The organism is Cupriavidus sp. BIC8F (assembly GCF_032465815.1).
GTDB classification, from domain to species: domain Bacteria; phylum Pseudomonadota; class Gammaproteobacteria; order Burkholderiales; family Burkholderiaceae; genus Cupriavidus; species Cupriavidus necator.
The window spans coordinates 3,780,101-3,804,975 of record NZ_CP136094.1 but is presented as its reverse complement, the minus strand read 5'-3'; the positions used below and the strand labels follow the sequence as shown (position 1 = coordinate 3,804,975).

At 63.7% G+C, this 24,875-nt stretch carries 39 protein-coding genes and 1 pseudogene; 32 read left to right on the top strand and 8 right to left on the bottom strand.

The window, feature by feature from the left end; genetic code table 11:
- Positions 1 to 15: 15 nt before the first annotated feature.
- From RS901_RS17695 to RS901_RS17670, 6 genes are all read right to left on the bottom strand, one after another.
- Positions 16 to 243, bottom strand: a complete 228-nt coding sequence (locus RS901_RS17695; protein ID WP_316150091.1) for a hypothetical protein — start codon at positions 241 to 243, stop codon at positions 16 to 18.
- Positions 244 to 361: 118 nt separating this feature from the next.
- Positions 362 to 487 carry a hypothetical protein gene (locus tag RS901_RS17690; RefSeq protein ID WP_316150090.1) on the bottom strand — a complete coding sequence of 42 codons (126 nt, stop codon included), beginning with the start codon at positions 485 to 487 and terminating at the stop codon, positions 362 to 364.
- Between the two features lie 108 nt (positions 488 to 595).
- A complete protein-coding gene (locus tag RS901_RS17685; RefSeq protein ID WP_316150089.1) occupies positions 596 to 937 on the bottom strand; it encodes a hypothetical protein in 342 nt (113 codons plus the stop codon).
- On the bottom strand, positions 934 to 1,212 hold the full coding sequence (locus RS901_RS17680; RefSeq protein WP_316150088.1) for a hypothetical protein: 279 nt from the start codon (positions 1,210 to 1,212) through the stop codon (positions 934 to 936). Before RS901_RS17680 ends, RS901_RS17685 begins: the two co-directional genes overlap by 4 nt.
- An 8-nt stretch (positions 1,213 to 1,220) precedes the next feature.
- Complete coding sequence (locus RS901_RS17675) at positions 1,221 to 1,631, bottom strand: hypothetical protein (RefSeq protein ID WP_316150087.1); 411 nt, start codon at positions 1,629 to 1,631, stop codon at positions 1,221 to 1,223.
- 204 nt (positions 1,632 to 1,835) lie between these two features.
- Positions 1,836 to 2,627 carry a S24 family peptidase gene (locus RS901_RS17670; protein ID WP_316150086.1) on the bottom strand — a complete coding sequence of 264 codons (792 nt, stop codon included), beginning with the start codon at positions 2,625 to 2,627 and terminating at the stop codon, positions 1,836 to 1,838.
- Positions 2,628 to 2,710: 83 nt separating this feature from the next.
- Here RS901_RS17670 and RS901_RS17665 point away from each other — a divergent pair, with 83 nt between their 5' ends.
- The 3 genes from RS901_RS17665 (at position 2,711) to RS901_RS17655 (ending at position 4,022) form a co-directional block, all read left to right on the top strand.
- Entirely contained in the window at positions 2,711 to 3,007 is a 297-nt protein-coding gene (locus RS901_RS17665; protein ID WP_316150084.1) for a YdaS family helix-turn-helix protein, read from the top strand.
- 108 nt (positions 3,008 to 3,115) lie between these two features.
- Complete coding sequence (locus RS901_RS17660) at positions 3,116 to 3,481, top strand: hypothetical protein (RefSeq protein ID WP_316150083.1); 366 nt, start codon at positions 3,116 to 3,118, stop codon at positions 3,479 to 3,481.
- Between the two features lie 34 nt (positions 3,482 to 3,515).
- Complete coding sequence (locus RS901_RS17655) at positions 3,516 to 4,022, top strand: hypothetical protein (protein ID WP_316150082.1); 507 nt, start codon at positions 3,516 to 3,518, stop codon at positions 4,020 to 4,022.
- Here the strand turns inward: RS901_RS17655 and RS901_RS17650 are convergent.
- Positions 4,006 to 4,185 carry a hypothetical protein gene (locus RS901_RS17650; protein ID WP_316150081.1) on the bottom strand — a complete coding sequence of 60 codons (180 nt, stop codon included), beginning with the start codon at positions 4,183 to 4,185 and terminating at the stop codon, positions 4,006 to 4,008. The genes RS901_RS17655 and RS901_RS17650 overlap by 17 nt on opposite strands.
- Positions 4,186 to 4,315: 130 nt before the next feature.
- Between RS901_RS17650 and RS901_RS17645 the strand changes: the two genes are divergently transcribed.
- The 16 genes and pseudogenes from RS901_RS17645 (at position 4,316) to RS901_RS17570 (ending at position 13,654) form a co-directional block, all read left to right on the top strand.
- Entirely contained in the window at positions 4,316 to 4,663 is a 348-nt protein-coding gene (locus RS901_RS17645) for a hypothetical protein (RefSeq protein ID WP_316150080.1), read from the top strand.
- A 13-nt stretch (positions 4,664 to 4,676) separates the two neighbouring features.
- Positions 4,677 to 6,395 carry a DNA cytosine methyltransferase gene (locus RS901_RS17640; protein WP_316150079.1) on the top strand — a complete coding sequence of 573 codons (1,719 nt, stop codon included), beginning with the start codon at positions 4,677 to 4,679 and terminating at the stop codon, positions 6,393 to 6,395.
- On the top strand, positions 6,392 to 7,363 hold the full coding sequence (locus RS901_RS17635; RefSeq protein ID WP_316150078.1) for a phage Gp37/Gp68 family protein: 972 nt from the start codon (positions 6,392 to 6,394) through the stop codon (positions 7,361 to 7,363). Before RS901_RS17640 ends, RS901_RS17635 begins: the two co-directional genes overlap by 4 nt.
- 103 nt (positions 7,364 to 7,466) lie before the next feature.
- A complete protein-coding gene (locus RS901_RS17630; protein WP_316150077.1) occupies positions 7,467 to 7,886 on the top strand; it encodes a Ref family recombination enhancement nuclease in 420 nt (139 codons plus the stop codon).
- Between the two features lie 2 nt (positions 7,887 to 7,888).
- Entirely contained in the window at positions 7,889 to 8,965 is a 1,077-nt protein-coding gene (locus RS901_RS17625) for a hypothetical protein (protein ID WP_316150076.1), read from the top strand.
- Positions 8,962 to 9,249, top strand: coding sequence for a hypothetical protein (locus tag RS901_RS17620; protein ID WP_316153624.1), 288 nt, complete (start codon positions 8,962 to 8,964; stop codon positions 9,247 to 9,249). The genes RS901_RS17625 and RS901_RS17620 overlap by 4 nt, the downstream gene beginning before the upstream one ends.
- Positions 9,197 to 9,427, top strand: a pseudogene (locus RS901_RS17615) (metallophosphoesterase); the annotation flags it as partial. The gene RS901_RS17620 and the pseudogene RS901_RS17615, both read left to right, overlap by 53 nt.
- Before the next feature lie 52 nt (positions 9,428 to 9,479).
- On the top strand, positions 9,480 to 9,920 hold the full coding sequence (locus RS901_RS17610) for a hypothetical protein (protein WP_316153622.1): 441 nt from the start codon (positions 9,480 to 9,482) through the stop codon (positions 9,918 to 9,920).
- Positions 9,917 to 10,375, top strand: a complete 459-nt coding sequence (locus tag RS901_RS17605; RefSeq protein ID WP_316153620.1) for a hypothetical protein — start codon at positions 9,917 to 9,919, stop codon at positions 10,373 to 10,375. The genes RS901_RS17610 and RS901_RS17605 overlap by 4 nt, the downstream gene beginning before the upstream one ends.
- Position 10,376: 1 nt before the next feature.
- On the top strand, positions 10,377 to 10,898 hold the full coding sequence (locus RS901_RS17600) for a hypothetical protein (protein WP_316150074.1): 522 nt from the start codon (positions 10,377 to 10,379) through the stop codon (positions 10,896 to 10,898).
- 18 nt (positions 10,899 to 10,916) lie between these two features.
- On the top strand, positions 10,917 to 11,297 hold the full coding sequence (locus tag RS901_RS17595; protein WP_316150073.1) for a hypothetical protein: 381 nt from the start codon (positions 10,917 to 10,919) through the stop codon (positions 11,295 to 11,297).
- The gene (locus RS901_RS17590; RefSeq protein ID WP_316150072.1) at positions 11,294 to 11,512 is read left to right on the top strand and encodes a hypothetical protein; all 219 of its coding nucleotides are present in this window, start codon (positions 11,294 to 11,296) and stop codon (positions 11,510 to 11,512) included. The genes RS901_RS17595 and RS901_RS17590 overlap by 4 nt, the downstream gene beginning before the upstream one ends.
- A 39-nt stretch (positions 11,513 to 11,551) precedes the next feature.
- Complete coding sequence (locus RS901_RS17585) at positions 11,552 to 12,094, top strand: hypothetical protein (RefSeq protein ID WP_316150071.1); 543 nt, start codon at positions 11,552 to 11,554, stop codon at positions 12,092 to 12,094.
- A 126-nt stretch (positions 12,095 to 12,220) separates the two neighbouring features.
- Positions 12,221 to 12,748 (top strand): hypothetical protein, encoded by a 528-nt coding sequence (locus RS901_RS17580; protein ID WP_316150070.1) that lies wholly within the window; start codon positions 12,221 to 12,223, stop codon positions 12,746 to 12,748.
- An 11-nt stretch (positions 12,749 to 12,759) separates the two neighbouring features.
- Entirely contained in the window at positions 12,760 to 13,176 is a 417-nt protein-coding gene (locus RS901_RS17575) for a recombinase (RefSeq protein WP_316150069.1), read from the top strand.
- A 7-nt stretch (positions 13,177 to 13,183) separates the two neighbouring features.
- Complete coding sequence (locus RS901_RS17570; RefSeq protein WP_316150068.1) at positions 13,184 to 13,654, top strand: helix-turn-helix domain-containing protein; 471 nt, start codon at positions 13,184 to 13,186, stop codon at positions 13,652 to 13,654.
- 386 nt (positions 13,655 to 14,040) lie between these two features.
- Here the strand turns inward: RS901_RS17570 and RS901_RS17565 are convergent, their stop codons facing one another.
- Entirely contained in the window at positions 14,041 to 14,496 is a 456-nt protein-coding gene (locus RS901_RS17565; protein ID WP_316150067.1) for a nuclear transport factor 2 family protein, read from the bottom strand.
- 722 nt (positions 14,497 to 15,218) lie between these two features.
- Here RS901_RS17565 and RS901_RS17560 point away from each other — a divergent pair.
- From RS901_RS17560 to RS901_RS17500, 13 genes are all read left to right on the top strand, one after another.
- On the top strand, positions 15,219 to 15,464 hold the full coding sequence (locus tag RS901_RS17560; RefSeq protein ID WP_316150066.1) for a hypothetical protein: 246 nt from the start codon (positions 15,219 to 15,221) through the stop codon (positions 15,462 to 15,464).
- 5 nt (positions 15,465 to 15,469) lie between these two features.
- Positions 15,470 to 15,859, top strand: a complete 390-nt coding sequence (locus RS901_RS17555) for a DUF1441 family protein (RefSeq protein WP_316153574.1) — start codon at positions 15,470 to 15,472, stop codon at positions 15,857 to 15,859.
- Entirely contained in the window at positions 15,852 to 17,984 is a 2,133-nt protein-coding gene (locus tag RS901_RS17550) for a terminase gpA endonuclease subunit (protein WP_316150065.1), read from the top strand. The genes RS901_RS17555 and RS901_RS17550 overlap by 8 nt, the downstream gene beginning before the upstream one ends.
- A 72-nt stretch (positions 17,985 to 18,056) precedes the next feature.
- Positions 18,057 to 18,266: a phage head-tail joining protein gene (locus tag RS901_RS17545; protein WP_316150063.1), complete on the top strand. Its 210-nt coding sequence runs from the start codon at positions 18,057 to 18,059 to the stop codon at positions 18,264 to 18,266.
- On the top strand, positions 18,266 to 19,771 hold the full coding sequence (locus tag RS901_RS17540) for a phage portal protein (protein ID WP_316150062.1): 1,506 nt from the start codon (positions 18,266 to 18,268) through the stop codon (positions 19,769 to 19,771). The genes RS901_RS17545 and RS901_RS17540 overlap by 1 nt, the downstream gene beginning before the upstream one ends.
- Entirely contained in the window at positions 19,768 to 19,965 is a 198-nt protein-coding gene (locus tag RS901_RS17535; RefSeq protein WP_316150061.1) for a hypothetical protein, read from the top strand. The genes RS901_RS17540 and RS901_RS17535 overlap by 4 nt, the downstream gene beginning before the upstream one ends.
- Before the next feature lie 36 nt (positions 19,966 to 20,001).
- On the top strand, positions 20,002 to 21,090 hold the full coding sequence (locus RS901_RS17530) for a head maturation protease, ClpP-related (protein ID WP_316150060.1): 1,089 nt from the start codon (positions 20,002 to 20,004) through the stop codon (positions 21,088 to 21,090).
- Positions 21,091 to 21,093: 3 nt separating this feature from the next.
- Positions 21,094 to 21,447: a head decoration protein gene (locus RS901_RS17525; RefSeq protein WP_316150059.1), complete on the top strand. Its 354-nt coding sequence runs from the start codon at positions 21,094 to 21,096 to the stop codon at positions 21,445 to 21,447.
- A 33-nt stretch (positions 21,448 to 21,480) separates the two neighbouring features.
- Positions 21,481 to 22,524, top strand: coding sequence for a major capsid protein (locus RS901_RS17520; RefSeq protein ID WP_316150058.1), 1,044 nt, complete (start codon positions 21,481 to 21,483; stop codon positions 22,522 to 22,524).
- 1 nt (position 22,525) lies between these two features.
- Positions 22,526 to 22,837, top strand: a complete 312-nt coding sequence (locus RS901_RS17515; RefSeq protein WP_316150057.1) for a hypothetical protein — start codon at positions 22,526 to 22,528, stop codon at positions 22,835 to 22,837.
- The gene (locus tag RS901_RS17510) at positions 22,837 to 23,571 is read left to right on the top strand and encodes a phage tail protein (protein ID WP_316150056.1); all 735 of its coding nucleotides are present in this window, start codon (positions 22,837 to 22,839) and stop codon (positions 23,569 to 23,571) included. The genes RS901_RS17515 and RS901_RS17510 overlap by 1 nt, the downstream gene beginning before the upstream one ends.
- Entirely contained in the window at positions 23,564 to 24,019 is a 456-nt protein-coding gene (locus RS901_RS17505; protein ID WP_316150055.1) for a hypothetical protein, read from the top strand. Before RS901_RS17510 ends, RS901_RS17505 begins: the two co-directional genes overlap by 8 nt.
- 84 nt (positions 24,020 to 24,103) lie before the next feature.
- Positions 24,104 to 24,871 carry a hypothetical protein gene (locus RS901_RS17500; protein ID WP_316150054.1) on the top strand — a complete coding sequence of 256 codons (768 nt, stop codon included), beginning with the start codon at positions 24,104 to 24,106 and terminating at the stop codon, positions 24,869 to 24,871.
- Positions 24,872 to 24,875 lie beyond the last annotated feature (4 nt).

The following is a 24,875-nucleotide window of genomic DNA, read 5'->3' as shown; positions in this document are numbered from 1 at the left end:
TTGAATGGCGGGTGGTCAGGCCACTTTGATATAGGCGAACGTCTGGGCGACGGCGGCGGGGATGTGGGCGCAGCCGATTGCGACGCGCGGCGAGATGCCGCGGCGCTGGTGGTCGGCCTGGGCGGCGCGCAACTTCGCGTGGTTCATCGCGGCCAGGTGGCGCAGCTCGGCGTCGACGCGCTCGGCGCGGGTCAGCTTTGCTCCCGTGCTGATCTTCGTCAGGTCCGTGTTCTTTGCGATCATGCTCAGCCTCCGAGATAGAAAGTGATTTCGTGCGCTGCCGCGACCACCGCGAACAAGCCGAGCACGTAGTAGAGGAGGGCGCGGTTCCGAGCCTGGATCTCGCGCAGGTTGTTCCGATTCACGCTGCTCTCCCGAGAGCCTTGGCGATGACGGCCTCGCGCTCGTGGGCGCGGGTGGTGCCTTCGCTGTCATTGCCGCTCAGGATGTTCCTGGCGGCCCACTCCGATTTCTGCTCGGGCGTCATGACTGCGAGCGCGTTGAGGATGATCCGGTGGGCCAGTTGGAGTTCGCGCAGCAGTTCGCGCTGCAGGCTTTCGCGAATGGCCTGGGCGGATCGCTGCTTGTTCTGCGGTCATCGCTGTTCTCCCAAGGCTTTGGCAACGGCAGCTTCGGCAGCGTCGAGCAATTGCTGATCCGCCGCCACTGGCACGCCACTGTGGTGGCCGAGCATGGCAATCAACGCGGCCAGAACCTCGGGAAATGCGGCGATTGCGCGCGCATTTGCCAGCGCCTCAGCCTCGGTTTCGACATAGCAAATCCGCTGCGACTTATCGGATGCAAACGAGATTCCGGCCAAGATGAGCCCGCGCGCGTTGTCGTCTCTGGCGGGGCCGCGAACTTGGATGGAGATGGTTTCGCCGTCGACGACGAATGGCTCGACGCGCCATGGCCCCTTTGTGATTGCCGCCTTCATACCGTCGCCCCGCAGAAGAATCGGCGTTCCTCGCGCTGGCGATCAGCTGCCTCGCTCGCTTCGTAGGCCTCGTTGTCCAAGTGGGCTTCCAGCGCCAGCCCAGCAATCTCTTCCAGGTCGTGCAGGTGGGTGACATCGACACCAGAGTCGGTGATGTTGTCCACGCAGAAGGCTTCGGGCTCGCCCGGCTGCTCGAGCGTGGCGTCATAGCCGCGGCAGTAGCAGCCGGACACCGTGAGGGTGGTGCCGTTGTGATTGATGGTTACGGTTGCCATGGCGCGCCTCACACCCCGTAGTAGCGGACTTCAAGGATGTGCTCGCCCGTGGCCGGGTTCGCCCGCGGCCGACCAACACTCGGGCTGCGATGGCTGTCGATTTTGCTGACCAGCGCACGGGCTCGCTCCTGCAGCGCGGCCAAATCGCGCCCGCGCAGGGTGTGGATGCCCCCGGAGCCCATGGCTCGGTGACTTTGGCGGATGGGGGCGGCGCCCGGCTTGGCAGCCTGGTCTTGTTCGACAGTTCCGTTGGCTTGCACAACGGTCGAGTCACGCAGATCGGTGTATCGAGCCAACTGCATCAGCTGGCGCGCGTCCTGCGCCATGCCACGGTCTTCGCGATCGATCGCAATGAAAGCAATCAGAAGGCGGGTCCGTTCACCTGGGGGGATCCTGCTGACAATCTCGGACGGCGACATGCTGCTCTCCATCTGCTGAGACGCACCGGGTGGTGCGTCGATGGATGTAGATTACTTGACAGTAATTTACTTTGCAATACCAAACGGTAATTTATTTTCGAGGGACGAAGATGGCGCAGTAATATTGATCGAGCAATGCGTATCTTCCGCGCAACAAAAAGCCCACCGCTAAGGGTGGGCTTGGCTGGGAGGGGCTACAGCAGCTTAGGTTGCCGATCGGTACAGAGGTGAGCCGCGCGGGATGATGGCGGCGACACGATGGATCGACAGGATTGTGTCTATCGTCCTGGTAATCGGCGGGATTCCGTTGTTAATGGAGCCGAGGCAGACTTCGTCATCCCTGACCCATAGAAGCTCCTTGACCACGGCGCTTCCATCAAGGAATTTGACGACCACGTCATCGCCCGGCTGAGCTTCCATCCCAGGCTCGACAACAATGTGTTCGCCGCTCTTGATCCGTGGCCGCATGCTGTCGCCGCGAACCCTCAACCCATAGGCTCCCGGGTCTGCGCTATAGAGCGTGATCCAGCCTTCTCCGTGGCCAGCCGGGTAATCGTTGATGCTGATGTAACCATCTGGCCCGCCCTGCGCTTCCCCAACCACTGGTATATCCCTGCTTTGTCGTAACCGAAGCGGCTCCCCGACCGTGGACTCCAATGCCCCCGATGTGCCGCCCGGGCCATTGTAAGCGGCTGCTGCAGACCACTCATTAAGTCTTGTTTCAATCTGAGTTGCACCAGATTTGGGATTGACTTTTTCTGATGCGTAGAAAGGCGCCCCTGCGGGGGCGTCAAGGCTCATCGGCACCAGTCCAGCCTTCTCTTCGATCTTCCTTGCCTTCTTTTCGCCAAACGACTTCTTGCCTTTGACGAGAAGCGAAAGTTCCCCTTGATTGCCGCCGATCACGTCAAGAAAGGCGGCTTGCGTGTCATCGAAGTGCAGTCGGATCAACTCTGCAAGCCTGAGGCTACGCGGGTTCATGTCGGATTCAGTCATCCCGAAATTGTCTCAATCAATTACCTCAAGGTAAAACACCAAAAGGTATTGACTTGCCATTACCATCAAGTAATATACGGTGCATGGACAAGCTCATCTTCTACCTCAACAGCTTAGACAAGCGTGATCGCGCCGACTTTGCGGCGCGCTGTGGCACGTCTGAGGGCTACATGCGAAAGGCCCGTAGCGCCAAACAGAAGTTCCGCTGCGAACTGTGTGTTGCCATCGAGCGCGAATCGCATGGAGCGGTTCGGCGCAAAGACCTCCGGGACGATTGGGCAGCCGTCTGGCCGGAACTCGCAACTAGTAACGATCCAACCACCAAATCCGACGACACCCAGCCGCCAGTCGGCACGTCGAGCAGAACGCGGAAGAAGTAGGCGGTTCGCAGTTTTCATTGAGGCGTCCGATGTGACGCCTTCATTTGACGCTGGTGGGTACGTGGAACGCTAGGCGGAACAAGTGGAACTTGTGTGGGGGAGCGAACGATGCAACGAGAAATGCCGTTTTTCGAAGTCGTGGGAGAGCCTCAGATGGTTGCGGATTTCCTGATCGCACGCCTGCGCCACGAGGCAGATGCAACGGTCCTTTGCTGGGCGAAGCGTCGCGTCCGCTATTCGATCTCGGACGCAGCGGCCATCTTGGGCATGCCGAAATCGCACCTCTCCAACATCCTGAGCGGGAAGAAGTACTTGCCGTTCGACTTCCGCATCAAGTTCCAGGCCCTCTGCGGCAACTGGGCCATTCGCCAGTACGAAGACAGCGTCTGCGGCTTCGTCACCAGCCGCGAAACGAGCGAAGAGCGCCGCATCCGCGAGCTGGAATCGCAAATCGAGGCAATGAAGGCTGCCTGACCGCAGCGCGCCGAAACCTGTTTAGGAGTTTTTAATGCCAGTAAAGAAGCCCCACCCGATCTACCTCACCGACGATTTCCCTCGCGACGGCTGCACGATTGCCATCGACATTCAGGGCACGTCCTACGGTATCGCACTGTTCGCGCCCGGCAGGAAGGCCCATCCAATCGAGACGTACTCGTGCCGTACGAGCGAGGCACTGCAGGTGTTGGTCGAGTGCCTCGCAACTGGCACGAAGGTCCCGCGCAACTACGGAGAGATCGGACTCAATCCTTCCCCGCTCGCATCGGGAGAAAAGTCCGCAACAAAGGAAGTGCATATCCATTTGGGCCGAGCGGATGTCCAGCGTGAGGTGGATCCGCTCACCGGGGCAAAGACTTGGACGGCTGCGGACCGATTGACGACGCAGCAGAGTTCACTGATTGCGGGGCTGCTCTGCGATCTCGCGCGTGGGCCCGCGAGCAATGAAGAGCTTGACAGTGCCAGGAAGATCTTGACCGAGGCCTTCCTGGCGCTGAACGCCGTTACTTGCTTCGATTGACCAAGTACGTCGCGTAGGCCTCTACAAAGTCTGAGCAGAACTTTGCCACGTCGGCGCCATTGCCGATGCCGACACCAGACTGGGCATCAAGCATGTTGGGTTGGCGCTCAAGCAAGAGAGCAAGAAGCTTGGTTGCGGTGGACCGAGCGTTTTCGATTTCCATGCGTACCCCTTTCGTTGGGCTGTTGAGAAGGTGAGGGCTCTCAATTGTTCCATGGAAGCGGGTACGCACCAAACAGGGCGGCGGCCCCACCAATAGGTGGGGTATCGCTGCCGAAATTCCGGGGGATTTGATGGAACAAATTTACAGCACCCGCTCGGGCCGCCGTGTCTCGGGCACGCAGTTCGACTCGTACCACTCCTTGACCGTCAAGGATCTCAGCGCGACCCAGCAGATGGTGATCGACGCATTCGATGGCGCTACTAGCGCCAGGGAGACGCGCCTGACGCGCGAGGAAATCTCACGTCGCACGAACATGAAGATGTCCAGTGTCTGCGGTCGCGTGCGCGAACTGCTCGACGCCAATCGCCTAGTCGTCTGCGGCAGAATCAAGGACATTTACACCGGCAAGTGGCAGGAACTGCTGAAGCTGGCTGCCGAACCCTCGAACACTGCTCCGGCCACGGCCGTAGCTCTGTAACGAGGGCAGCAGCATGATTCGCGACCAATTCCTGCTCGACATCGCGCCCGAAATCATCGTGGACAACTTCGCCGGTGGCGGGGGAGCGAGCTGCGGCATTGAACTCGCACTCGGCCGGCACGTCGACATCGCCATCAACCATGACCCCGAGGCGGTGGCCATGCACACCATGAACCACCCGCAGACCGAACACCACTGCGAAAGCGTGTGGGACGTGGACCCGCTCGACCTGGTGAAGGGTCGGCCTGTTGGCCTCGCCTGGTTCAGCCCCGATTGCAAGCACTTCAGCAAGGCCAAGGGTGGCAAGCCGCGCGACAAGAAGATTCGCGGCTTGGCCTGGGTGGCCATGCGCTGGGCCGCGCTAGTCCGGCCGCGCGTGATCATTCTGGAGAACGTCGAAGAGTTCCAGACGTGGGGCCCGGTGCTGGCCAACGGGAACCCGTGCCCGAAGCGCAAGGGCGACACCTTCCGCTCTTTCGTGCGCCAGCTGCATGAGAAGGGCTACGCCGTCGAATGGCGCGAACTGCGCGCCTGCGACTTCGGTGCGCCGACCATCCGGAAGCGGCTGTTCCTGATCGCGCGCTGCGACGGCCAGCCGATCGTCTGGCCGGAGCCGACGCACGGTGCGCCGGACAGTGCCACGGTGAAGGCGAAGCAGCGCAAGCCGTGGCGCACTGCCGCCGAGTGCATAGACTGGTCGATCCCTTGCCCGTCGATCTTCGAGCGCGCCCGCCCGCTGGCCGAGGCCACGCAGCGCCGGATCGCGCGCGGCCTGCGCCGGTATGTCATCGATGCCGCCGATCCGTATGTGGTGAAGCTGCCGGCCAGCGCCGCGGCGCCGATCTTGACCGAGTGCGCCAACGCGTCCGGCCAGCGCAGCTTCCGCGCCGACGAGCCGCTGCGCACGCAGTGCGCCGAGGTCAAGGGCGGGCACTTCGCGCTGGCCTCCGCCACGCTGGTCCAGACGGGCTACGGCGAACGGCCTGGCCAAGCGCCGCGCGCGCCCGGATTGGATAAGCCGCTCGGCACAGTGGTCGCCGGTGGCGCTAAGCACGCGCTCGTTTCCGCCTTCATGGCGAAGCACTATGGCGGCAACTATGAAGGTCCTGGCGTCAATCTGCGCGATCCGGCCAGCACAGTTACCACCGTCGACCACCACGCGCTGGTTGCGGCTCAGCTAGTCGGCTGCGGCGGCAGAGCCGGCCAGAGCCGACCACGCGACACCAGCGAGCCTGCGCAGACCCTGACAGCCAAAGCTGACACGTGTCTGGTTGCCTCCAACCTGGTGAAGCTGCGCGGCGAATGCACGGGCAGCGCTGCCGATGAGCCGGTGGCCACGATCACCGGCGGCGGCACGCACATCGGCGATGTCCGCGCCTTCCTTGTGAAGTACTACAGCGAGGGCGGCCAGGATCAGGACTGCCGCGACCCGATGCACACCATCCCGACCAAGGACCGGCTCGGCCTGGTGACCGTGGCCGGTGAGCAGTACCAGATCGCCGACATCGGAATGCGCATGCTGGAGCCGCACGAGCTCTACGCAGCCCAGGGGTTCCCGACCTCCTACGTGATCGCGCCGGAGATCAACGGTCGGCGGCTGCCAAAGCACGCGCAAGTGCGCATGTGCGGCAACAGCGTCAGCCCGCCGATGGCGGCCGCTCTGGTGCGCGCCAATGTGCCGGAGATGGCGAGTTGGACGAAACGCGAAGTCAAGATCGGAGTCGCAGCATGAGCGAGAACAGCAAGATCGAGTGGACAGACCACACATTTAATCCCTGGGAAGGCTGCCAGAAGGTCGGCCCCGGCTGCGACCACTGCTACGCCGAGACGCGCAATGCGCGCTTCGCCGGCGGCACTGCGGTGAACTGGGGCCCGGGCGCACCGCGGCGCCGCACGTCGGCCGCCAACTGGCGCAAGCCGTTGGCGTGGAGCGACCGGCATGCCGAGTTCTTCGCCGAGCATGGCCGCCGGCAGCGCGTCTTCTGCTCCAGCCTGGCCGACGTGTTCGACAACGCGGTCGACCAGGCGTGGCGCGAGGATCTGCTTGAGCTGATCAATCACACGCCGAACCTCGACTGGCTGCTGCTGACCAAGCGCATCGGCAACGTCAGCAGCATGGTGCCGATCGACTGGCTGAACGGCGACTGGCCGGCGCACGTCTGGCTTGGCGCGACCATCGTCAACCAGGCCGAGGCCGACCGCGACATCCCGAAGCTGCTGGACGCGCCGGCGCGCGTGCGGTTCCTGTCCATGGAGCCGCTGCTGGGGCCGGTCGACTTGAAACTGATGCGCCGTGCCTTCGGGTTCCCGAAGCACATCACGCGCGAAGGGCGTGCAGTCGGCATGCCGCAGGGCATTCACTGGGTGATCGTCGGTGGCGAGAGCGGCCCTGGCGCGCGGCCCATGCACCCCGACTGGGCCCGTAGCTTGCGCGATCAGTGCTCGGCCGCCGGCGTGCCGTTCCTGTTCAAGCAATGGGGTGAGTGGGCGCCGGGCGAAAACGCTCCCGGCCCGCAGACACGCACCGAACAGGCCGCGTGGTTTTTCGCCAATGAGTGGGATTTCGGTGGCATCACGCCTAAGCAAGGCGAGCAGATGCACGTCGACGATGCGCCTGACGTATATCGCTTTGGCAAGAAGGCCGCGGGCCGTTCGCTGGACGGCATTCAGCACGATGGATTCCCGGAGGGCGTCGCATGATCTTCGCTCAGATCTGGACCTTCATGGGCTACGCCGCCTGGATGGACTTCATGACGGGCGCCTGGATGCGCCCGCCGCGCGCTCGCAAGGTCAAGGACGCATCGTGATCGGTCGCAGCTCGAAGCCAATCCAGCGCCGCACGCCGCTCAGGTCCACCACCTGGTTGAGGCAGACCGCCGGCTTGGTTCCCAGCCCCTTCAAGAAGAAGGGGAAGAAGCGCGCGAAGAAGGCGGAGCGCACCTACCTCGACCACGTCGCCGCCCTCGGCTGCGCCTGCTGCCGCCGGCTGGGCCTGGGTGCGACGCCTGCCGAGATCCATCACCCGCGCAAGGGCACGGGCATGGGCCAGCGCGCCGCGCACCGCGATGCCATCCCACTTTGCCCGGAGCACCACCGCGGCAACACCGGCATCCACGGCATGGGCGTCAAGGCCTTCGCCGCCGCGTATGGCTTCGATGAGGCCGATCTGGTTGCCGAGACGCAGGCGCTCCTGAAGGCGTACCTGCCCGCATTGGAAGATTGATTATGGCTAGGGCACGAAACATCAAGCCGGGGTTCTTTAGCAACGACGAACTGGTCGAATTGCCGTTCGAGGTACGCCTGCTGTTTATTGGGCTATGGACTATTGCTGACCGGGAAGGCCGTCTGGAGGACCGCCCGAAGAAGATCAAGATGGAGATATTCCCCGCCGACAGCGTGGACTGCGAGCAGGCGCTCACGATGCTGGCGGCCAGCGGCTTCATTGAGCGCTACGAGGTCGGTGGAAAGCGGTATATCCAGGTGGTGAACTGGGGCAAGCACCAGAATCCGCACATCAAGGAGGCGGCAAGCACCATCCCTGCACCGGGCCAAGCACCGGAAATTCCGGTGCAGGTACCGGATTCTGTTCCAGCGCCGGCGCAGGCTCTGGTGCCAGCACTGGATTTTCCGGTGCCGGCACCAGACGAGGCACCACCTTCGCAGGAACAAGCCGGGCTGATTCCTGATTCCGGATCCCTGATACCGGATACCCCTACCCGGATTCCTGATGTGATGATCCCCGGCGAGCCTGCGCTCGCCGCCACATCACACCTGCTGAACGCAACGACTGGCGAGGAAAACCCGCGGCCCGTGCAGCTGGCCATCCTGCTGCGCAAGACCTACGGCATGACCGTGACCAGCAACCACGCCGACGTGATCGAGATGGTCCGGCTCGCCGTGTCCGACCAGGAGATCGCCGAGGCGGTGGAAGTGTTCGGGATGAAGAAGCCGGGTGACAAGCCCAATGCGGGCTACATCCTCGGGATGATTCGCACGGCGCGGGAGCAGGCCGCTAAGGCTGCTGCCGCTGCCGCCGGCAAGCCGGCCGGCCCAGCCATGCCGACGCAGGCTGCCGCCGAGTGGTGGAACTGCATCGAGGGGATCAAGGCGAAAGCCGCCGAACTGAGCCTCGTCTGGAAGGAGGGCGAGGGCGAGCTGTTCATGTCGTTCAAGGTCCGCGTCTTCAAGCGCGCCGGGGAAGGCCCATGGCGCCAGCAGCTCCTGCGAGAGACAGAGTGCGACGAAGCCATGCATGCCCGGATCCTCGCTTTCTTCTACCCATCAGAGCAGGAGGCGGCATGAGCAACCAATGCATTACGTGCCAGCACTTCACTTTGAAGCCCCGCACCAGTGCCGGAGAGGCGCACCTGGAGGCCAGCGACAGGGCGCATGCCCGGGTTGGAATGGGCCGGTGCCTGGAAGAAACGCTGGCGCTGCGCTGGATCGGCGCCGAAGCGCGGGCCTGCGACAAGCACGTGGCCGTATCGGAAGAGCAGGCGGCCCAGCGCCGTCAGTGGATAGGAGCAAGGGAGCATGATCAAACATTTCGAGCGCAACACCAGAGGGCGCGATCTCATCGTCGGTGACATCCACGGCCATTTCAGCCGCCTGCAGGCGCACCTCGACGACATCGGCTTCGACCCGGCTCGCGACCGGCTGTTCAGCGTCGGCGATCTGGTCGACCGGGGCCCGGAAAGCGACCTCGCGCTCGAGTGGCTGGCACGGCCCTGGTTCCATGCTGTGTGCGGCAACCATGAGGATATGGCAATCCGCTGGCCGAACGGCCACATGATGACCAGCAACTACGCGGCGAACGGTGAGCGGGTGGAACGTCGCCAACCCGCGCGAGACTCAGCTGGAGATCGCCGCAGCCTTCGCTGCGCTGCCGATCGCTATCGAGATCAAGACCGACGCCGGCCTGGTGGGCATCGTCCACGCAGACTGCCCGTTCCCGTCATGGCAGCAGTTCACGGGCGCGCTGGAGGATCGGACCCTCTCCAAGAACGTGCGCGACAGCATCATCGACCTGGCGCAGTGGTCGCGCGACCGCATCACGGCAATGGAGCACGAGACCGTGGGCGGCGTGCTTGCGGTGGTGGTCGGTCATACGCCGGTGGAGCGCTTCACGAGCCTCGGCAACGTGCTTTACATCGATACAGGCGGCTGGCTGCGCGGGCGGGACTTCACCATTCTGGACGCGGCCACCCTCCGGCCGGTCGACCTCCGCAAGCGCCTGCAATGGGAAACCAAGGCATGACAGCCGCCATTCGCTGGACGCCAGAACAACTGGCCGCGCACCAGGCGCGCCAGCCCAGGCCGGCGGCGCCGGCCGCTCAGTCGAAAGCCGACCGCGCCGCCGCGGTGCTGAAGCGCAATCAGGCAAAGGGCAGGCTGCCGCGCGGCACGATGAATAAAACCGAGACCCGGTATGCCGTCTATCTCGACCAGCAGAAGCTGGCCGGCGCCGTGCTGTGGTGGAACTTCGAGGGCGTCAAGTTGATGCTCGCCAAGAACACTTCCATCACGGTCGATTTCGCGGTGATGACTGACGCCGGGATCCTGGAGATGCGGGATGTGAAGGGTGCCAAGGCAATGATCGAGGACGATGCGCGGGCCAAGATGAAGGTAGCCGCCGCGCTCTACCCGCTGGTTTTCAAGTTCGTCTACCCGGCAGGCAAGGGTGACGCAGGCTGGATTGAAGAGGAAATCTGATATGGCCACGACCAAGAAGAAGCGCGACAAGAAGTACCAGCCGCGTGAGATCCGCAAGGACGTGCTGCCGCTGCTCTACGAGAGCGACCGCCCGCTGCCCGACCACCAGCGCGCCAGCATCCTCATTTCCCTGCATGGCGCCATCCGATCCATGACCCGAGGCACTGGCTGCCCCGAGGACTGGCACACCATCGTCAATGCACTGAACACCACCCAGATGCTGTGCGAGAACGCCGGCAACAAGGAAGTAGCGCTGGAAGTGGTCTATGCCGCGCAGAACGCGATGATCGGCGTGGCCGAGCGCTGCAAGAACCCGGATAGCCCCGGCTACTGCCGCCTCGGCTTCGGTATCGGCGAACTGCCGGACCTCAACGAGGGCATGCGCCTGTACGAAATGCTGCTGGAGCGCGTGACCAAGCGCCAGTACACGTGGGCGATACAAGAGGCCGTGCGCCGGCTGGAGGCTGGTGCAGTGGTGAAGGTTCAGAAGGAAGGCACGAAGCGCTTTGCGCTGGCGGCATAACCCAACCATAGAGAGAACATGAAGAAAACCCTAATCCTTGCTGCTGCTGTATTCGCCCTGGCTGCCTGCGGCCAGAACGATTCCCGTGTCGCCTCGCGCAACCTGGCCACGGCTGCCGACAACTTCGAGTTGAACCGCCGCATCGTCTTCTACAACGGCATCACCAACGACTACATGCTCACCATTGAGGGGCTGTGCTCGAAGGATGACACCAGCACCGACCGCAAGCTGTCGATCACCTGTAAGACCGGCGCGGGCACGTTCAAGCGCCACCTGCTGGGCCTGTCCGACAACGTGACGTATTTCATCGAGCAAATGGAGGCGGCCCCGGCCAACGTCTACCACTACCGCGTGGTGTTCAAGCCGTCGACGCTAATCAACGATTACGAACTCAAGTGATAGCCGCGCTGCCGGCGCGCCAAGAGCAGCGCGAGGGCGTGACCTATGCCCAGGCCATGGAGATCTTCGAGCGATTCTTTGTCGAGGGCCGTACCCAGGCCGCGCCGACGATCGCACACCAAATGGGCATCCCCTACAAGACCGTGTGCGATGTGTTGGGTGGCCATATTTGGCCGGCGGCATATCGGTACTGGCTGGACAAGGTACTTCCATAAGATTCGGCGCCAGACCGGCGCCACAATAGGAGAAATGAGATGAAACGCCTCTTCGTGATGTTGTTCGCCTTGGTGGCAGCCGCTTGCAGCGACCATCCGGCACCGCCGGCCCCTCCGCAAGCCGCGCAGGCAACGCCGGCCGTTGCAGCCGCACCGGGCCAGCCAGTTATCGTGAACAACCAAGCAGCGCCGGCCGACAGCGGCATCAAGGACATGCTGCTGGGTGGTGCGCTGGGCTACATGATGGGCTCGGCCCGCAGCAACCATGCCACTGCCTCGCCTGCCCAGCAGGTGATCGAGCGCCGCTATTACGTGCGCGAGCGAGCCGCGCTGCCGGCACCTGCCGCGGCCCCGGCTCCGGCACCTGTGGCTGCTGCCGCACCAGCCAGCCCGCCGCCCAAGGCCGCACCCGCTACGCCGCCGGCCGCAAAGCCGTTCGCTTACGGCGCGCCGCCCGCGCCAACGCCGAAGGTGACCTATGGCTCCGGATTCAGCCAGGCCAAGGCAGCGCCAGCACCAGCACCGCGCCCGTCGATGCCGACCTATACATCCCGCCCGGGTAGCTACAGCCCGCGGCGCTGAAGGAACCGCCATGCGCATCAAGTTCCGCGGATTCAACCCGCTCCGCTGGGGTTTCGGATACTGGCGCGCGCCTCGCGGTCGCGCCGTACTCGAGCTCGGTCCGATCGATGTCTACCTGCAGCAGAGATGAAAGCAGATCGAAACCGCGCCATCCACCACATGCTGGTCATTGATGGCAAATCCTTGGCGGTCGCGGCCGCCGCTTACGGAATCAGCCGGATGCGCTGCCAGCAGATCGCGTGCGCAGTGGCAAAGACGCCCACCCTGACTAAGGCACGCGCCGAAGCAGCAAAGGAAAGTGAACCGGGCATAGGTCGCGCGCCCATACCGAAGCGCGGCCACACCACAGGAACCATGCAAATGATCTATTCCATCTCCGCCAAAGCCGCAACCAAAGCCGCAGCCCGCGCAGTCCTCGTCGCCGAGCTCGACAAGGTCGTCGCGCAGCAGCCGGTCCACGAGCGCGACCGCGAAGCCATCCTCGCGAACGTCGACGCCAATCTCGCGCTGCTGAGCGATCCGCCTGAGAACCTGGACGTGGCCATTGCCTGCAACGGGTACATCTCGTGGACATCTGGTGGCACTGCTGGCCCGGGCGACAAGACCAACGCCGTCGCGATCAACTGCTCCGCCAGCTTCGCGCAGCGCCAGTAAGACGAGCCAGCGTGACCAATATCTATCGGGAGTTCACCCTGCGGGGCCGGGCCGACTGGCGGGCGGTGGTTGACACCGTCAAGGCGGCCGCCCCGGCGATGGCCGGCGACGGACGACCCCTCCGGGTGATACTGGTGGATGACGGTGCGGACCGCACCGAAGAGCAGGTGCGCTTCTACTGGAAAGCGGTGATCGAGCCGATCGCCGAGCAGGCGGTGGTCGCTGGCTGTCGTTTCACCAAGGCGACGTGGCACAAGGCCATGAAGGAGATGTTCCTGCCGCCGAAGGAGCATCGCCTGTCGGACGGCCGGATCGTGCTGGTCGAGCCATCGATCGCCCGCGGCGAGATCACTGTCGGCGCGATGGCGGAATACATGAGGCAGGTCGAGGCGCATGCCGCTTCCACCTACGGGGTTGTCTTTGACTGACGGGGACATGATGGACAGAACCAAGGCAAACGGAGTGCTGGAGGATGTGAGTGCTGAGATCGGCTACACCGCCACCTCGCTTCTGGTGGCCTGGTTCGGCGGTGCCAACCTGTACATCCCGGCCACGGCAGACGAGAACCACCCCGTCGCCCGCCTGATCGGGCATGCTGCCTTCCGCCGCCTGGTTGCCGCATATGGGAGCGAGACGCTCTGGATTCCCGGCGGACACCTCGACGCGATGGAGCGTCGTGACCGCTTGATCGCCGAACGCTTGGCGCGCGGCGCGGGTACGAGCGAGATAGCCGCCGAATTCGGTATCACCGAGCGCCGGGTACAGCAACTCCGCACCCACGTCCAGAGCAAGGGGCTGATCCCTAGCGTCCTGCGGGCTCGGGGGCGCAGCCAGCGCGCCAAGGCCCAATCCCAACGCCCCAGCCAATCCATCTCTGCCGTCCAACTGGCGCTGCCACTCTCTTAAGTCCAGCGCTCTACCCGACGCAGTTCCCCCAGTTCACCAGCCAGCGGCTCTTTTTGGTTCATCGCCGAATTCCGGGGACGGTCGCCCGGATCGGGAACATCCGACCGAGATGGGCCAAAGGCCATCGTCCGGCCGGAGGAAAGTCGATGGCCGAGCCTCGGTCGGCCTCGGCCGGTCGAGAACGACGCAATCCGGCCAGTTTTAGACGGTCAACATATGACGAGCCACTGACCGTTTCAGCCGAGTGGCGGACATGTAGATCGGTAGCGCTGAGGGTGCGCACGCGTCGCCGCAACCTTTCGTTGACCAGCCCTGGAGGCCGGGTGACATCGATGGCTGACTGGACCCGGTGCCCCCCCAACACCCGGCAAATGTCAGCCAAATGCTTACTTGTTCTCTGCTCGCGTTACCTGCCACGCGACAACCTTCCAGTTTCCCTGCTGCTTGACCCAAACCACCGTTCTGCGAAGGTTGATCGGATCAAACGCTTGCCCGCTGAGCGAGCCTTTGAAGGTGAGCAGAAGGTGAACGACCGCCGTATCGCCGTACACACGAATCGTCTTTTCTCGCACGTCGATTGATTCGTACTTTAGAGCACCGGACTTGAGATCCGCGATGTCCTGATCCTTCGTGAACAGCTTGCCGTTGCCGTGGATGATTGTGGCGTCGTCGGCGTAGTACTTCTGATAGAAGCTGGCATCGCCTTTCAGGTTTGCCTGGATCATCTCATCTGACAACGCAGAGATTTGCTGCTTGACGTTACCGTCTTGTGCTAACGCCAGCGGTGCAGCCAGCGTCAAGGCCGAGATGAATGCCGACACAACGAGATTGATTATTCTCATGAGCATGCTCCGTGGGACTCCAGTACGAAAAGAAGGCAGCTTTCCTGGGCTACTCCGCCGAGGGTGACGAAGGTACCTCACGTGCAGCCAGGCCAATCTATGATGCCGCCATGCAGCCGCGTATGTACGTCCTCGCACGTAACAAGGGGACTTCTTTGGATAGTGCCACCAAGCGACAAGTCACCTTTGCGGTTGCTCGAGTCCGCTATGTGCCGATCTTCGGCCGTTCGCAAGGAGAAGCACGGATGACCGAGATGGGTCGTTCTGCGACCCTCAGCCCCCCCCGCAGATCGGCGATGAACCCATGGGTCATTGACTGCCCTGCCTCGAGGGCGCCTCTCTATATAGATAGAGAGGTGATTCAATGCCTCGTCCCGTCGTCGACGCAAGGTGTACCGCCTGCCACGGCACCAGCACCGGGCCGGTCCTCATGCCGGACAGGTGAGGGCAGGCCGCCAGCCCATCGGTGGCTCAGACCCGCGCCGTGCAAGGTGGAACCAGCGGCGACGGCCCCGAGGCAGGCGGGGGCCCCGACGAGGTCGGGCTACGTGCGGGGCCGAAGAGGCGCGACCTTCGGGAGTTTTTCGGGTTTTCAATCTTGATTCCGGCGGGCATTCCCATGGGCCAGCCGCGAAACGGTCGCTCTAACCCCGAAACGTTCTCGCCAGCCCCCGAAATCCAGCCGCAGGACGCTCCAGCACTGGAAATCGCACCATGCGGGCATGGAAATTAATCAAGTTGCGCCGTCCGCGCCGCCTGGGCTCTACCGGATCGCCGCTGCCGCCGCCGTGGTCGGCATTTCCGTTGACCTGCTGGAGGCGTCAATCAAGCGGGGAGACATTCCCGTCAATCTGATCAAGCTGGGCGAACGCGGGCTTGTCTTTGTGCGCGCGGCCGAGTTGCATGCCTGGCTGACCGGTCCTGTGGCCAGCCTTTCCCCGGCTGGCGGCACTGGCGCAGGGGGTTGACGCTGATGAGCGAGACGATGCAGCCCCGCGCAACTAGGGGTAATGGCCACGGCGGCGCCCGCCCCGGCGCTGGCCGGAAGCCGAAAGACTACGTGAAGCCGGAGGCAATCGAAGATTTCGAGGAGGCCCGGGCGCGCAACGAATCGGCGAAGGCCGACCTGAACGAGTTGGAGTTCAAGGTCAAGAGTGGCGAATACGTGGCGCGATCTGCGGTCATTCAGGCGACCGCTACGGCCTACGCCACCATCGCCCAGACCCTGCGCTCGCTGCCCGATCACCTCGAGCGCCGTCTCGCTCTGGCGCCGGAAGTCGCGGAGGAAGTGGGGCGACAGATTGATGAGGCGCTTGGCGAGCTGGCTGCTGTCTTTGAACGGATGGAGGCCACCGATGCTTGACGACTCCCAACACTACGACGTGGCGCTGGCCGATGTCATCAGCCCCTATGCCGCCTTCCGGCCGCCGAAGCGGGTATCCGTGAGCGAGGGCGCAGCGCAGAACTTGATCATTAAGCAAACCGGCGGCCCGGCGACACCCTGGTCCCCCGACGAGACGCCCTACATGGTCGAGCCGATGGACATGCTCGCCAGTCGACGGCACGAGGCCTTGGTGTTCGTCGGCCCCGCACGCACGGGCAAGACAGGCGGACTGCTTCTGGGGTGGATGTCGCACGCCGTGGTGAACGACCCGGGCGACATGCTTGTTATCCAAATGTCGCAGGACAAGGCGCGCGAGTTCTCCAAGACGGACATCGACCGCGCGCTGCGTCACTCGCCGAACCTCGCGGCCATGAAGTCTACGGCGAGCCAGGACGATACCGTGCACGACAAGCAGTTCAAGCACGGCATGTGGCTACGCATTGCGTGGCCCACGGTATCCAACGTGTCGGGCTCGACGTACCGCTACGGCGCGGTGACCGATTACGACCGCATTGCCGATGACATCGGGGGCGAGGGTGCGCTGTTCCCATTCGTCGTGAAGCGAACGACCACGTTCATGTCCCGCGGCATGGCGATGGCCGAGTCCTCACCGGGCCGCGACCTTACAGATCCGAACTGGCAGCCGGCCACGCCGCACGAGGCGCCGCCGACGAAAGGCATCCTCGGGCTTTACAACGGTACCGACCGCCGCCGGTGGTACTGGAAGTGCCCCGACTGCAGCGAATGGTTCGAGGCCGCGCCCGGGATGAGCCTGTTCGGTCTGCCGCCAGACGATCAACTCGGGCAGATGGTACGCGAGGGAGACATAAACGCCTTGGCGGACCAGTACAACCGGATCATCTGCCCGCACTGCGGCGCGTTGCACGGGCCGGAAAAGAAGCCGGCTTTCAATAAAGGCGGACGGTGGCTGGCCGAAGGGCAGCGCCTCACTGCTGATGACGAATTGATAGGGGAGGGATTCGTCACCCCAGTCGTCGGCTATTGGATGGGCGGTGTGGCTGCGGCATACCAGTCGTGGAAGTCGCTGCTGCTGCGCTATTTTACCGCGCTGCGCCAATATGAGCTCAGCGGCGACGAGGAACAGATCAAGAACACGGTCAACGTCGACCAGGGCATGCCTTATATGTCCCGACTGCTGGCCGAAGCCGCTCGCAACAGCGCGGACCCGTCCAGCCGCAAGGAAGACGACCTGCAGCGGTATATCATCCCCGATGAGGCGCGCTGCGTGATGGTGTCGGTCGACGTCCAGGGCGGCGCAAACGCCCGGTTCGTGGTGCAGGCGCACGCTATCGGCCCTCACATGGAGCAATGGCTGATCGACCGCTACTCCATCACAGAGTCCGCCAGGCCTGGCGTGGGAGAGGAGTTCGCGCCGATCGACCCCGCTTCCTATGCCGAAGACTGGGATCTGCTCACAGAGCGGGTCGTGCGCGCGACGTACCGCACGAGCGTCGAGGGCAAGGAACTACAGGTCAAGCTTGCCATCGTTGACTCCGGCGGCGAGGACGGCGTTACGGACAAGGCCTACGATTGGTACCGTCGCATCCGCATTCAGGGTTACGCCTCCCGCGTAATGCTCGTGAAGGGCGCCTCCACCAAGACTGCGCCCATCATCCGCGAGTCGCTGGTGGGCGGGAAGAAGGGGAAAGAGGGGGACATCCCGCTCTACATGCTGAACCCGAACCTACTGAAAGACGCGGTTTCCACCGGTTTGAAGCGGCAGAAAGCGGGCCCCGGATACATCCACCTGCCGAGTTGGCTGTCGCCGGCCTTCTACGATGAGATGTTCCGGTCGGAAGTGCGTCTGCCGAATGGGGTTTGGAAGCAGGTGCGCAAGCGGAATGAGGCGTTCGACCTGGCCGGTTACATCCGCGCCGGCTGCCTTCGGCTGTCGCTCGACAAGCTAAAGGATTGGGACAAGGCCCCGCCGTGGGCACGGCCATTAGCCGAGAACAGCGACCTGATCACGCGGGAAGATCGGCGGGAGATGCAGGAAAACTCCCCTATCGCACCGGCCGTCGCCCCAGCGCCGACGCAGCAGCCCCGACGCCGCCGCGTCTCGCGTTCGCCGTACATTGGGTGAGACGAAATCTGACCGCAGGCGCATGGATGGTGTGCCGCCGAGAATCGGCGTGCATCCATCCAAGGTCACCCCATGCCGGTCACCCAATCCGACATCGACGCGCTCAACAAGGCCATCGCCGCAGGCGAGCGCCGGGTGACGCTCGGCAGTCAGAGCATCACCTACGCCAGCATCCCCGAGTTGATCCAGGCGCGCGACGACATGCAGCGTCAACTCACCCAGTCCGGCCCGCAGGCGCCGCGCCGGCGCACACAGATGTACTACGGCGGACGGGGGTACTGATGTTTGATCGTATCAAAAGCACCGTCAGCCGCGCCGTCTTGTCGGTCGTTGCCAGCTACGACGCAGGCGGATCTGGTCGGCGCATGCGCGGGTGGAATGCCCCCTCCACCGGCCCGAACCGTGCCATATCGCTGGCACCGAAGGTGCGCGACCGCTCGCGCGATGCCGCACGCAACGACTGGACGGCCAGCGCGGGCAGTCAGCGGTGGGTCACGAACCTTATCGGTACCGGCATCGTGCCGCGCGCCAAGCGGATCAAAGACAAGGCAAAGAAGGAGGCCGCTGCGGCGCTGTGGGATCGGTGGACCGCGCAGTCTGATGCCGATTGTGTGCTGAACTTCTATGCGCAGGAGGCGCTGGTCACGCGCTCGTGGATCGAGTCGGGCGAGGTGTTTGCACGCCTACGCTGGCGCCGAAAGGGCTCAATGGAGGTGCCGCTGCAGGTCCAGGTCATCGAGTCCGACTTCGTTCCGCAACTGGACACGGACTCGTGGCCGGGCCTGCCCGTCGGGAACAAGATCCGCCAGGGCATCGAGATCGACCGCCTCGGCGCACGGGTCGCGTATTGGATATACAAGGCTCACCCAACCGACTTCGCTGCCGGCAACATCAACATATCGCAACTGGTGCGCGTGCCGGCCGACGAGATGTTGCACGTATTTGAGCCGAAGCGCCCGGGTCAGCTCCGCGGCGTGGCCGAGTTCGCGTCGGTGTTGGCCCGCCTACGCAATGTCGCGGACTTCGACGACGCGGTGCTGGAGCGCCAGAAGATCGCCAACCTGTTCGCGGCTTTTGTCGAAAAACAGGTGCCGACTGCGCCGGACGGCATTAACCCTATCACGGGGGAGGCTGTGCAGACCGAAGCCGACGGGACGCCGGTAGTCGCCATGCAGCCGGGCATCTCGCAGGAACTTCTGCCGGGCGAGAAGGTGGTATTCAGCAACCCGCCCGAGGCCGGAACGACCTATTCCGAGTACATGCGCACGCAGCACCTGGCAACCGCCGCGGGGCAGGGCGTGCCATACGAACTGCTGTCCGGCGACATCATCAACGTCAGCGACCGCACGCTGCGCGTAGTCATTCAGGAGTTCCGTCGCTTCGTCGAGCAGCGCCAGTGGCACGTCATCATCCCGATGTTCTGCCAAAAGGTGCGTGACGCCTGGGTTGACCAGGCTGTGCTCGTCGGCGCGCTGCCGATGTCGATCGCAGACGACGCCAAGGCGGTCGAATGGGCGCCGCACGGCTGGCAGTACATCCACCCAGTACAGGACGTGCAGGGAAAACAGATGGAAGTCGCCGCAGGCTTCCGCAGCCGGTCCAGCGTCATTGCACAGCAGGGTGACGACGCGGAGCACACCGATGTCGAGCGCGCGGCCGATCTGAAGCGGGAAGAAGAACTTGGTCTTCCGACCGCACCGGTGCAGGGGGCCAATGGCCCCGCTGGTGACAACTCCGGTGGCGTCTCGCCGGGTCAGTACCCCGACTCCAAAAAGGCGAAGAAATGACCCTGACAGAACTGTTCACGGACCTGAGCAAAGCCGCGGGGGCGGCTGTCGTCGGCGTCATTCAGATCATCACGAATGCATTGCCGGCCGCGCTGCTGTGGGTGACGTTCATCCTCGCGTGCTTGCAGCTCTACGTGTTCATCCGGGACAAGTTGCGGCGCCGAGATAAAGCCGTCGATACGGACGCTGGCTGACCCGCGAAATCTATCCACAGGCGGGAACGCTTGCGGATGACGAAAATCCGCACATCAAAAGGATTCAAAGCCATGAAAGATTGGTACAAGATCACCGCCAAGGCCGGCGACAAGCCTGCGCAAATCTCGGTATTCGACGAGATCGGCGCGTGGGGTGTCACTGCCAAAATGTTCATCGCCGACCTGAAGGCGCTCGGCGATGTCAAAAAGATCGACATGGACATCAACTCGCCGGGTGGCTCGGTATTCGACGCCCTGGCGATGTACAACGCCCTGCGCGCCAGCGGTGCCGAGATCACCGTGAAGGTGCTCGGCGTGGCCGCAAGTGCTGCGAGCCTGCTGGCGATGGCTGGCGACAAGATCGTCATGCCGGAAAACGCCTTCATGATGGTCCACAACCCCATCAACGGCATCTATGGCAACGCCGATGAGATGCGCGACATGGCCGACGTGCTCGACAAGATCGGCGCCTCGCTCATCGGAACCTACGTCGCGCGCACCGGCCGCACCGAGGACGAGGTGAAGGCGCTGCTCGCCGCAGAAACGTGGCTGAGCGCGGCCGACGCAGTGGCGCAGGGCTTCGCGGATGAAATGGAGCCGGCGCTGAAGGTGGCCGCCGCCGTGTACGACCTCGACCGCCTGCCGCAGAACGTCCAGGCGCTGTTCAAGCCTGCGGCGAACGCCGACCCGGAACCGACCCCCGAGCCGACGCCGACCCCCGAGCCGACGCCGACGCCTGATCCGGTGAACACGCCGACGGCCACCGTCGCCGATCAGATCCTCGCGCTGGCTACCGAGCACGGCCTGCAGACCTACGCCGCGCACTGGGCTGTGCAAGCAGCCTCGCTCGACGTTGCCCGCGCGCACATCGAGACGGCCCGCGAGATCACCGCGCTGTGTGCCGTCGCCAGCCGGCCGGACGACGCTGCCGCGTTCATCTATGCGAGCGCATCCATCGAGAAGGTCCGCGAGCAACTGTGCGCCCGCCTGGCCGCGCAGAGCGAGCAGTCGCACGTCGACACCACGAAGCCTGTTTCCCGTTCGACCGCCAATGCCGCGCAGCCCGAGGCGGTTTCGACCTCCAGCATTTGGGCTGCGCGCCACAAAGTTAATCAAGGAGTCTAAGACATGCCGACGACCTACACCGAAGGTTTGCACACGGCGGAATTCCTGCTCTCGGAAGCCGAGGGCATGTATAGCCGTGAGCAGGTCACCCTGGCCGCCGCTGCCGCCGCACTCACCGCCGGCACCCTGCTCGGCAAGATTACCGCCACCGGCAAGTACGTAGCCTATGCCGACGGCGCCACCGACGGCTCGCAGGTTGCTGTGGCGATCCTGTACGCCGCCGCGCCCGACCTGGCAGCCGACCAGAAGGTCACCGTGATCGCCCGCGCCGCAGAAGTTTATTCCGCCGCATTGGTCGGCCTCGATGCCCCGGCCCGTGCAGACCTGGCAACCGCCGGCATCGTCATCCGCGACTAAGCGGAATTCCACCATCAAATAGGAGATCCGCACATGCCGGCACTCGATATTTTCAACAACGACGCATTCGGCGTCGTATCGCTGACGAAGGCCATCAACGATGTGCCTTTCCAGCCGAAGCGTATCCAGCAACTGGGCTGGTTCGCCGAGGATGGCGTCAGCACGACCTCAATGATGATCGAGCGTCAGGGCGAGACGATCACCCTGGTCCCCGCCGGCTCCCGCGGCGCCCCGGGCCAAAACGTCCCGCGTGACAAGCGCAAGTTGGTGGCCGTGCCGTCCATCCACCTGCCGCAGCGCGACACGATCAACGCTGACGAGGTGCAGAACGTCCGCGCATTCGGTAGCGAGACGGACGAGCAACTGGTCACCACGCTCGTGAGCAAACGTCTGATGAAGTTGCGTCGCAACATCGACACCACGATCGAATACCAGCGAATGGGTGCCATCAAAGGCCAAGTGCTGGACGCCGACGGTTCGGTGCTGCTCGACCTGTTCCAGACCTTTGGCCTGAGCAAGACGACTGCCGCACTGGCGTTGAACGTCGATGCCACCAAGTTGCGCTCGAAGGTGGTTGGCGTCAAGCGCACGATGGAACAAAAGCTCGGCGCCCTAGAGTACAGCGGCATCCGTGTGCTGTGCTCGGCCAGTTTCTTCGACGCCTTCGTCGACCATCCGGCCGTGCAGCGCGCTTACGACAACTTCCAGGACCGTGCGATGCTGCAACAGGACTTGCGCGGGCCCGGTGCCAACAACGGCAAGGGCGGCGGTGGCGGTGCTCCGAGCGGTGGCTTCATGTGGGCCGGCGTGGTGTGGGAGGAATACCGCGGCAAGATCGGCGGCGTCGACTTCATTGCTGACGGCAAGGCTCACATGGTGCCGGAAGGCGTGCCGGCACTGTTCAGCACCACTTTCGTGCCTGCCGACTACATGGAGACGGTGAACACGATGGGCCTGCCGTACTACGCCAAGCAGGAGCTGCTGGACTTCAACAAGGGCGTGGAGATCGAGGCGCAGTCGAACCCGATCCATCTCTGCACCCGCCCGGACGCGGTGATCGAACTCTCGATCTCGTAACGTGGCACTGAGCGCGTTTCAACGCCTCTCGGACCGCATCCTCGCTCGATTGGGTGAGGATGCGGTTTTGCGCGCTTCGACGGCATGCCGCGTCAATATCGAGCGGAACGTCGAGGTGATGGGTACAGAAGGTCCGATGACCTACCTGCGCACAGTGGCGACCCTGCAAACGTCGCTCGCGGCGCGCAAGGGCAACACCCTGAATCTCGTCGACGCAGACGGCCAGCCTGTCCCGGGCGAATCCTACGTGATCGACTCTCCGCCGTTTGACGACAACGGCTACACCGCACGGTACGTGCTTCGGAGCGCCTGATGGCAGGCGGTCGCGCGTCCGCGTTTCAGGTCACGATCGAAACTGCCACGCTGCAGGAGGTGGCGGACTCACTCGCGCACCTGGACGATGCGACGCTCGGCCGCGCCGCAGTCACGGCGGTGAACCAGGTCGCCAACAAAGCGTATGCAGATGCCCGGCAGAAGATGAACGCCGGCATCAACCTGCCCGACAGCTACCTCGATGATCGCATGTCGGTCGAACCGGCCACCGACCCGGCGAAGCCGACGGCGAAGATCCTGGCGCGCGGGCGCAGCACCACGCTCACGCAGTACGGCGCCACGCAGCTCACGCGCCCGGTGAAGTACCCGAACGACTCGTTCAAGGCCGGCGCATATGGGATGAATCCGCGAAAGCCCGGCAAGTCGCTTGAGTGGAAGCTGCGCATCGGGAACGCCAAACTCGGCATCCCGGTCGGGATGAAGCAGGACGGGATCTCGGTGGAGGTGACCCGAGGCGCCCGCAAGCCGATCACGAAGGTGCAGTCGTTCTTCCTCCGCGCGAAGAAAAGCGGAAACCTGCTGGTGATGACGCGCAAGCCCGGCACCAGCGGGAAGAAGCGCGGCGATCTGCGGTCGCTTTACGGCCCGTCGGTCTACCAACTGTTCCGCGCCGCCCTGGACGAAGCGTTCCTGGACGACGTGGCCGACCGCCTCGGCAAGACCGTGGTGGCGCTCACTGCGGACGAACTGAAAAAGGCACTCGGAAATGACTAAGGCCAGCGACATCGCGCTCGAACTGTACAACCGGCTCACGCAGATCACGGTGGCAAACGGCTTCCACACGGACATCGGCGCGAAGGTGTACCGCGGCAAGCGCGCCCTGGACGCCGAGACGGACGTGCCGTGCGTCGTGCTGGTCGAGGGCAACGACACGCCGCAGGATGATGCGCTGACCGCAGTTAGCATCAGTCAGCGGTACATGATGGAGGCACACACCGCGTGCGACCCCAACAACCCGAACGACGCGGCGCACCTGCTCATCGCCGACATGAAGCGCGCCATTTTCACCGGCGAACCGAAGCACGGCATGCGCCTGAACGGCAAGGCCAAGGGCATGACATATAAGGGCCGCGTGATCGGTCCGCGCGAGGACGGTGCCGAAACGGTCTTCGCGGGCATTCACATCGACGTGCTGTACGTCGAGGATCTGACCAACCCCTGACGAAATCCATCCACAGGCGCGGCGTGCGGCGGATCGACACACTGCTGACGTGCCAGTGCTGGCTAAACTCCCTGGAGAACATCTATGACTGCTGCTCGTGGTTTTATCGGCGCCGGCGACCTCTACATCGCCCGCTACAACCCTACTACCGCCCAATTCGACACCTTCAAGGGTCCGTATGAGGCGAACAAGTTCGAGATCAAGCCCTCGACCGACCTGAAGGACAACACCTCCCGTGGCCGCAACACCTACGGTCAGATCCTGGAAACCGTCGCGCTGCCGAAGCCGACGGAATTCACACTGGAACTGTCCGAGGTGAACCGAGAATCGCTGGCTACCGCGCTGCTCGGTACCGACGTGGATGTGAACCGCGCTGCCGGCACGATCACCGACGAAGCCGTGACCGCCAAGCTCAACGGATGGGTGGAGCTGTCGAAGAACAACTTCTCGGCGACGGGCTTCCTCGTGAAGAACGCGGCGGGTAGCACGACCTACGTGCTCGATACCGACTACGAGGTCAACTGGCGCATGGGCTGGATTCGCGCCAAGGTTGGCGGTGCCATCACCGACGCTCAGCCGCTCAAGGTGACCGGCTCGTATAACGCCGTGACCGGCTCGCTGATCCGCGGCGTGACGAGCCCGATGGTGCGCGCACGTCTGCGCCTGGACGGCATCAACTTCGCCGACAACCTGCCGGTGATCGTCGACGTGTACGAAGCCGTGATCGCGTCGAACAGCGCGTTCGACTTCCTGCAGAACGACTTCGCCAAGGTCACCATGCCGGGTCGTCTGAAGACCCCGGTTGGCAAGACCGAGCCGTTCACTGTCGAACTGCGCGACAGCGCGTCGTAATCGA

Bases quoted from the DNA above. Each gene is read 5' to 3' on its own strand.
- RS901_RS17695 (WP_316150091.1), bottom strand. From the start codon at position 243: ATGATCGCAAAGAACACGGACCTGACGAAGATCAGCACGGGAGCAAAG.
- RS901_RS17690 (WP_316150090.1), bottom strand. From the start codon at position 487: ATGACGCCCGAGCAGAAATCGGAGTGGGCCGCCAGGAACATCCTGAGC.
- RS901_RS17685 (WP_316150089.1), bottom strand. From the start codon at position 937: ATGAAGGCGGCAATCACAAAGGGGCCATGGCGCGTCGAGCCATTCGTC.
- RS901_RS17680 (WP_316150088.1), bottom strand. From the start codon at position 1,212: ATGGCAACCGTAACCATCAATCACAACGGCACCACCCTCACGGTGTCC.
- RS901_RS17675 (WP_316150087.1), bottom strand. From the start codon at position 1,631: ATGTCGCCGTCCGAGATTGTCAGCAGGATCCCCCCAGGTGAACGGACC.
- RS901_RS17670 (WP_316150086.1), bottom strand. From the start codon at position 2,627: ATGACTGAATCCGACATGAACCCGCGTAGCCTCAGGCTTGCAGAGTTG.
- RS901_RS17665 (WP_316150084.1), top strand. From the start codon at position 2,711: ATGGACAAGCTCATCTTCTACCTCAACAGCTTAGACAAGCGTGATCGC.
- RS901_RS17660 (WP_316150083.1), top strand. From the start codon at position 3,116: ATGCAACGAGAAATGCCGTTTTTCGAAGTCGTGGGAGAGCCTCAGATG.
- RS901_RS17655 (WP_316150082.1), top strand. From the start codon at position 3,516: ATGCCAGTAAAGAAGCCCCACCCGATCTACCTCACCGACGATTTCCCT.
- RS901_RS17650 (WP_316150081.1), bottom strand. From the start codon at position 4,185: ATGGAAATCGAAAACGCTCGGTCCACCGCAACCAAGCTTCTTGCTCTC.
- RS901_RS17645 (WP_316150080.1), top strand. From the start codon at position 4,316: ATGGAACAAATTTACAGCACCCGCTCGGGCCGCCGTGTCTCGGGCACG.
- RS901_RS17640 (WP_316150079.1), top strand. From the start codon at position 4,677: ATGATTCGCGACCAATTCCTGCTCGACATCGCGCCCGAAATCATCGTG.
- RS901_RS17635 (WP_316150078.1), top strand. From the start codon at position 6,392: ATGAGCGAGAACAGCAAGATCGAGTGGACAGACCACACATTTAATCCC.
- RS901_RS17625 (WP_316150076.1), top strand. From the start codon at position 7,889: ATGGCTAGGGCACGAAACATCAAGCCGGGGTTCTTTAGCAACGACGAA.
- RS901_RS17620 (WP_316153624.1), top strand. From the start codon at position 8,962: ATGAGCAACCAATGCATTACGTGCCAGCACTTCACTTTGAAGCCCCGC.
- RS901_RS17605 (WP_316153620.1), top strand. From the start codon at position 9,917: ATGACAGCCGCCATTCGCTGGACGCCAGAACAACTGGCCGCGCACCAG.
- RS901_RS17600 (WP_316150074.1), top strand. From the start codon at position 10,377: ATGGCCACGACCAAGAAGAAGCGCGACAAGAAGTACCAGCCGCGTGAG.
- RS901_RS17595 (WP_316150073.1), top strand. From the start codon at position 10,917: ATGAAGAAAACCCTAATCCTTGCTGCTGCTGTATTCGCCCTGGCTGCC.
- RS901_RS17585 (WP_316150071.1), top strand. From the start codon at position 11,552: ATGAAACGCCTCTTCGTGATGTTGTTCGCCTTGGTGGCAGCCGCTTGC.
- RS901_RS17580 (WP_316150070.1), top strand. From the start codon at position 12,221: ATGAAAGCAGATCGAAACCGCGCCATCCACCACATGCTGGTCATTGAT.
- RS901_RS17570 (WP_316150068.1), top strand. From the start codon at position 13,184: ATGATGGACAGAACCAAGGCAAACGGAGTGCTGGAGGATGTGAGTGCT.
- RS901_RS17565 (WP_316150067.1), bottom strand. From the start codon at position 14,496: ATGAGAATAATCAATCTCGTTGTGTCGGCATTCATCTCGGCCTTGACG.
- RS901_RS17560 (WP_316150066.1), top strand. From the start codon at position 15,219: ATGGAAATTAATCAAGTTGCGCCGTCCGCGCCGCCTGGGCTCTACCGG.
- RS901_RS17555 (WP_316153574.1), top strand. From the start codon at position 15,470: ATGAGCGAGACGATGCAGCCCCGCGCAACTAGGGGTAATGGCCACGGC.
- RS901_RS17550 (WP_316150065.1), top strand. From the start codon at position 15,852: ATGCTTGACGACTCCCAACACTACGACGTGGCGCTGGCCGATGTCATC.
- RS901_RS17545 (WP_316150063.1), top strand. From the start codon at position 18,057: ATGCCGGTCACCCAATCCGACATCGACGCGCTCAACAAGGCCATCGCC.
- RS901_RS17540 (WP_316150062.1), top strand. From the start codon at position 18,266: ATGTTTGATCGTATCAAAAGCACCGTCAGCCGCGCCGTCTTGTCGGTC.
- RS901_RS17535 (WP_316150061.1), top strand. From the start codon at position 19,768: ATGACCCTGACAGAACTGTTCACGGACCTGAGCAAAGCCGCGGGGGCG.
- RS901_RS17530 (WP_316150060.1), top strand. From the start codon at position 20,002: ATGACGAAAATCCGCACATCAAAAGGATTCAAAGCCATGAAAGATTGG.
- RS901_RS17525 (WP_316150059.1), top strand. From the start codon at position 21,094: ATGCCGACGACCTACACCGAAGGTTTGCACACGGCGGAATTCCTGCTC.
- RS901_RS17520 (WP_316150058.1), top strand. From the start codon at position 21,481: ATGCCGGCACTCGATATTTTCAACAACGACGCATTCGGCGTCGTATCG.
- RS901_RS17510 (WP_316150056.1), top strand. From the start codon at position 22,837: ATGGCAGGCGGTCGCGCGTCCGCGTTTCAGGTCACGATCGAAACTGCC.
- RS901_RS17505 (WP_316150055.1), top strand. From the start codon at position 23,564: ATGACTAAGGCCAGCGACATCGCGCTCGAACTGTACAACCGGCTCACG.
- RS901_RS17500 (WP_316150054.1), top strand. From the start codon at position 24,104: ATGACTGCTGCTCGTGGTTTTATCGGCGCCGGCGACCTCTACATCGCC.